The sequence below is a fragment of the Cohnella sp. GbtcB17 genome, assembly GCF_019091135.1.
In the GTDB taxonomy this organism is placed as follows: domain Bacteria; phylum Bacillota; class Bacilli; order Paenibacillales; family Paenibacillaceae; genus Cohnella.
Map to the genome: position 1 here is coordinate 1 of NZ_JAGXJW010000166.1, position 523 is coordinate 523.

Sequence of the window (523 nt, forward strand, 5' to 3'; positions counted from 1 at the left end):
GTACTAAGGACAGCCCCTCTCAAATTTCCTACGCCCGCGACAGATAGGGTCCGAACTGTCTCACGACGTTCTGAACCCAGCTCGCGTACCGCTTTAATGGGCGAACAGCCCAACCCTTGGGACCTACTTCAGCCCCAGGATGCGATGAGCCGACATCGAGGTGCCAAACCTCCCCGTCGATGTGGACTCTTGGGGGAGATAAGCCTGTTATCCCCAGGGTAGCTTTTATCCGTTGAGCGATGGCCCTTCCATTCGGTACCACCGGATCACTAAGCCCGACTTTCGTCCCTGCTCGACTTGTAGGTCTCGCAGTCAAGCTCCCTTATGCCTTTGCACTCTTCGAATGATTTCCAACCATTCTGAGGGAACCTTGGGGCGCCTCCGTTACGCTTTAGGAGGCGACCGCCCCAGTCAAACTGTCCGCCTGACACGGTCCCTTCACCGGTTTCACGGTGACAGGTTAGAACCTAGATACGATCAGGGTGGTATCCCAACGGCGCCTCCATTGAAGCTTGCGCTCCAA

The 523-nt window shown here is 56.4% G+C and carries 1 rRNA gene; it reads right to left on the reverse strand.

Going from position 1 to position 523, the window contains the following annotated elements:
* Positions 1 to 523: ribosomal RNA gene (locus KVT38_RS33490) — 23S ribosomal RNA — on the reverse strand; the annotation flags it as partial.